The following is a 4,817-nucleotide window of genomic DNA, read 5'->3' on the forward strand; positions in this document are numbered from 1 at the left end:
CCGATTCCGGCGGGCGCGACGCGGCGATGCGCGGGCGCGCCGCGGCGGGCGGGGCCACGGCGGCCAGGTCCGAATCTGCCAGGGCGACGATTTCCACGCTGCCGTCATCGAGCGTGCGGTTCGACAGCACGACCGCGTCGGCGCCGAGCGCCTCGCGCACCAGACGAAGTGCGTCGCGGCTCGTTGCGCCGGTGAATTTGCGAATGTTCAAGCGGAACCCCCGATGACGTTAACGACTTTGATCGTGCGTGTGTCCGGCACTTCGGCATACGACAGCACTTTCAATTGCGGCAGGCTGCGGCGCAGGAAACGCGCGAGCATCGCGCGCAGCGCGTGCTGCACCAGCAGCACGGGCGGCAGCCCGAGATTCTGTTGACGCAGCATCGCCTGTTGCGTGCCGGTCAGAAGGTTGTGCGCGAGGCCGGGTTCGAGGCCCGGGTTCGCGCCGGTGGCGAGCGCCTGCGACAGCACGCGCTCCAGATTCGAGTCGAGGCCCATCACCTGCATTTCGCCGGCGCCCGGATACCACTGCTGCGTGATCGCGCGGCCGAGCGACAGCCGCACGGCGGCCGTGATCTCGAACGCATCGCCGCGGCCCGCGTGTTCGGACACGGCTTCGAGGATCGTGCGCATGTCGCGGATCGGCACGCCTTCCTCGAGCAGGTTCTGCAGCACCTTCTGCAGCGTCGTCAGCGAGATCGTCTTCGGCACGAGGTCCTCGACGAGCGACGGCGCATCCTTGCCGGTGCGCTCGATGAGCGACTGCACTTCCTGGCGGCCGAGCAGCTCGGCCGCGTGCTGGACGACCAGATGGTTCAGGTGCGTCGCGACGACCGTGCTCGCGTCGACCACCGTGTAGCCGTACACCTGCGCCTGCTCGCGCATCGCGACGTCGATCCACACGGCCGGCAGCCCGAACGCGGGATCCTGCGTGGCGGCGCCCGGCAGCGCGGCCGTCACCTGGCCGGGGTTGATCGCGAGCCACTGGCCCGGGAACACTTCGCCGACACCGATCTCGACGCCCTTCAGCGCGATCCGGTACGCGTTCGGCCGCAGCTCGAGGTTGTCGCGGATATGGATCACCGGCGGCAGGAAGCCGATTTCCTGCGCGAATTTCTTGCGGATGCTCTTGATGCGCTTGAGCAGTTCGCCGTCGCTGTTCTTGTCGACGAGCGGGATCAGGCGATAACCGACTTCCAGCCCGAGTGGGTCGATCAGCTGCACGTCGTCCCAGGTCGCCTCGTGGCTGTCCGACGGCAGCACCGCGGGCGGCGCGATGTCGGTCAGGTCGCCGGCCGCCTTGCGGGCCGCCGCGCGCTTGGTCTGCGTGCGGGCCAGCCAGATCGCGCCGCCGCCGAGTGCGAGGAACGCGAAGTGCGGCATGCCGGGGATCAGCCCCATCAGCACGATGATCGCGCCGGTGATGTTCAGCACGCGCGGGTTCGTGAACAGCTGGCCGGTGATCTGCGTGCCGATGTCCTCGTCGGTCGCGACGCGCGACACGATCACGCCGGCCGCGGTGGAGATCACCAGCGACGGGATCTGCGCGACGAGCCCGTCGCCGATCGTCAGCAGCGTGTAGTTCGTGCCGGCGGCCGCGAACGTCATGTCGTGCTGGACCATCCCGACGATCAGCCCGCCGATCACGTTGATCGCCATGATGATCAGGCCGGCGATCGCGTCGCCGCGCACGAACTTCGACGCGCCGTCCATCGACCCGTAGAACTCGGCTTCCTGCGACACGGCCAGGCGGCGCTTGCGTGCCTGCTCTTCGTTGATGAGGCCCGCGTTCAGGTCGGCGTCGATCGCCATCTGCTTGCCGGGCATCGCGTCGAGCGTGAAGCGCGCGGACACTTCGGCGATCCGCCCCGCGCCCTTCGTGATCACCATGAAGTTGATGATCATCAGGATCACGAACACGACGATGCCGACCGCGAAGTTGCCGCCGACCAGGAAGTGGCCGAACGCCTCGATCACCTGGCCGGCCGCGTCCGGGCCCGTGTGGCCTTCGAGCAGCACGACGCGCGTCGAGGCGACGTTCAGCGACAGGCGCAGGAGCGTGGAGAACAGCAGCACGCTCGGGAACGCCGCGAAGTCGAGCGGCTTCATCGTGTACATGCTGACGAGCAGCACCATCACGGACAGCGCGATGTTGAACGTGAACAGCAGATCCAGCAGCATCGGCGGCAGCGGCAGGATCATCATCCCCAAAATCATGCAGATGAGGATCGGGCCCGCGAGTGCGCGCAGGTTCGTGCCCGCGAACGGGTTCGGGCGCTTCGCGAACAGGCCGGTCGGGGTGCTCATGCCGTACCTCCCTTGCCCAGCGCGTCTTCCTGCTCTTCGCGTTCATCGTCGGCGGACACCGACGCGCCCTTGTCGAGGTCGGCCGGCACCTCCAGATCGACCGGCATCGCCGGGAACGCGCCGCCTTCCGAACGGAAGCGCTTGAGCTGGTAGACCCACGCGAGCACTTCGGCGACGGCCGAGTACAGCGAGCCGGGAATCTCGCGTTCGAGTTCGACGTTGTGATACAGCGCACGCGCGAGCGGCGGCGCTTCGAGCAGCGGCACGTTGTGTTCGGCCGCGAGTTCGCGGATGCGCGCGGCGACGAGGTTCACGCCCTTCGCGACGACCTTCGGCGCGCGCATCTCGCCGTCCGTGTATTGCAGCGCGACGGCGAAGTGCGTCGGGTTCGTCACGACCACGTCGGCCTTCGGCACGGCCGCCATCATCCGGCGGCGCGCGATCGCACGCTGCTGCTGGCGGATCCGCCCCTTCACGTGCGGATCGCCTTCGTTCTCGCGATGCTCGCGCTTCACTTCTTCCTTCGTCATGCGCAACTTCTTGTTGTACTGCCAGATTTGGTAAGGCACATCGAGTGCGGCGACCACCAGCATCCCGGCGACCGTCGTGCCGCAGCACACGGCGATCAGGTGCAGCGCATCGGGCAGCGCCACGCGCAGCGGCTGCGTCGCGAGGGCGAGCAGCTCGTCCTTGCTGCGCCAGATCGCGATGCTGCCGATGCCGCCGACGACCAGCGTCTTCGCGAACGACATCCCGAGCTGGATCGGCCCCTGGATCGAGAAGATCCGGCCGAGGCCCGAGATCGGGTTCAGGCGGTCGAACTTCAGCTCGAACGTCTTCGACGAGATCAGCCAGCCGCCGAGCGCCATCGGCGCGAGCAGCGCGGCAACGCCGGTGAGCGCGAGGATCGGCAGCAGCGCGGCGAAGCCTTCGAGGCTCGCGCTGCCGGCCGCCGACAGCATCCGGCTCGTGTCGAACGCGGTCGCGCGATCGAACGTGAACGCGCCGCGCAGCATCGCCTGCAGATGCCCGCCCGACGGGCCCGCGAGCAGCCACGTGCCGTAGAACCCGGCCGCGAGCAGCGCGAACGAAGCCAGCTCGCGCGAACGCGCGACCTGCCCCTCCTCACGCGCCTTCTCGAGGCGCCTGGGAGTGGCGGCTTCGGTCTTGTCGAGATCGCTCTCGTCTGCCACGGGGCCTCCAGTCGGGTACGGCGGAATGCCGCTTTCCAGTGACACCGATTATTCATGGAGGCGTCAAACGCCGATCGGTCGAGCAAAGCCGGGAAAGGGGGGTATTTCGGGGAATCGGGCGAGCCGGTGCGAACGGGGCCGGACGGGGGACGGAACGGGGTGCGGCGCGGCGGTAAAACGTGCCGGCGGGGGCGATGGCGGGGGCCGGCGCCGGGCGGAGCGGCGACGGCGTGAAGCAGGGGAAAAAAGCGCGGAAACGGTGAAGCAGTGAAGCAGTGAAGCGGTGCAGCGGTGCAGCGGTGCAGCGGTGCAGCGGATGCGACGCGAATTCGGGCCCCGACGCGGCGTCGCGCGTCGGGGCAGGCGTCGGTCAGGCCGCCACGATCGGATCCGCGCCGAAGCGGTTCGGACCTTCGGTGCCGCGCGTGCACGTCCATACCAGCAGCAGGATGCCGCCGACGACCGGAATCAGCGCGAGCAGCAGGAACCAGCCCGAGCGGCCCGTATCGTGCAGGCGGCGGACGCTGACCGCGAGGCCCGGAATGATCAGCGCCAGCGAAACCAGGGCGAGCACGGCGAGCAGCAGCAGCGTGATCAGGCCGCCGTCGCGGCCGGCCGCGCCGATGATCTGCGCGGCGATCGACAGCACCGTGGTCAGCAGCACGAAATACCAGTATTCGGCACGACGCGCACGGCCTTCGAATGTCGCGTATTTATTGAGTACGGCACGAACGGCTTCGGAAAAATTCATTTTATTACCCTCCTGTTTTATATCGACGACCCCGGAAACAACGCCGGCATTATATGTTTGAATTTAGACGGACTCCATCTCTTTTCACATACCGGGCTGGGTGCGCACCGGCCGTCTCGCCGCCCCGCACGGTGCGGGAATGGCTGCAATAGCGGAATCCGGCGCCATCGGCTTGCATGCCGCGTCATTTTAATAATCTTGAAGACCTGACAGAAACGACAGCCCCCGGATAATCCAGCATTTGATTACATCCGAATGAAATCGAGTGCGATCGATAATCGGCCGCAAGTGTGCCGCATTCGATTAACCGGCCGGCATTACGCGGGCGTGCAAAGCGCGCTACGCTTCGCCCTGACTCGCCGATTCCGATCGAACCGCACCATGCTCCGTCATCCGCTCGTTCCGTTGCTGTCGCTTGCCTGCGCGCTGAGCGCCGGCTGCGCGGGCACGCCGGCCCTGCCGCCCGGCGCGCAGGCGCCTGACGCGCCGCATCCCGGCACGATCGCCCTGCGCCATGCATGGAACGGATCGACGCAAACCCTGCGCGCGCGGGATTTTCCCGCGAG

Annotated in this window: 4 protein-coding genes and 1 pseudogene; 1 reads left to right on the top strand and 4 read right to left on the bottom strand. The window is 67.5% G+C overall.

All coding sequences use genetic code 11. From position 1 onward, the window contains the following. The 4 genes and pseudogenes from flhF to G3N98_RS38465 form a co-directional block, all read right to left on the bottom strand. A pseudogene (gene flhF / locus G3N98_RS38450) lies at positions 1–211 on the bottom strand (flagellar biosynthesis protein FlhF); the annotation flags it as partial. Then, positions 208–2,307 carry a flagellar biosynthesis protein FlhA gene (gene flhA, locus G3N98_RS38455; RefSeq protein ID WP_089471944.1) on the bottom strand — a complete coding sequence of 700 codons (2,100 nt, stop codon included), beginning with the start codon at positions 2,305–2,307 and terminating at the stop codon, positions 208–210. The gene flhA and the pseudogene flhF, both read right to left, overlap by 4 nt. Further along, the gene (gene flhB, locus G3N98_RS38460; RefSeq protein WP_206151046.1) at positions 2,304–3,500 is read right to left on the bottom strand and encodes a flagellar biosynthesis protein FlhB; all 1,197 of its coding nucleotides are present in this window, start codon (positions 3,498–3,500) and stop codon (positions 2,304–2,306) included. The genes flhA and flhB overlap by 4 nt, the downstream gene beginning before the upstream one ends. A gap of 370 nt (positions 3,501–3,870) precedes the next feature. Beyond that, a complete protein-coding gene (locus G3N98_RS38465) occupies positions 3,871–4,251 on the bottom strand; it encodes a DUF805 domain-containing protein (RefSeq protein WP_089424243.1) in 381 nt (126 codons plus the stop codon). A 255-nt stretch (positions 4,252–4,506) separates the two neighbouring features. On the opposite strand from G3N98_RS38465, the gene G3N98_RS38470 reads away from it, so the two are divergent. Then, positions 4,507–4,817, top strand: a 311-nt coding sequence (locus G3N98_RS38470) for a hypothetical protein (protein WP_206151047.1), incomplete at its 3' end; no start/stop codon positions are given.

Source organism: Burkholderia sp. Tr-20390 (assembly GCF_017104595.1).
GTDB lineage: Bacteria > Pseudomonadota > Gammaproteobacteria > Burkholderiales > Burkholderiaceae > Burkholderia.

Coding starts and splice junctions, on each gene's coding strand:
- flhA (WP_089471944.1), bottom strand. CDS start 2,307: ATGAGCACCCCGACCGGCCTGTTCGCGAAGCGCCCGAACCCGTTCGCG.
- G3N98_RS38465 (WP_089424243.1), bottom strand. CDS start 4,251: ATGAATTTTTCCGAAGCCGTTCGTGCCGTACTCAATAAATACGCGACA.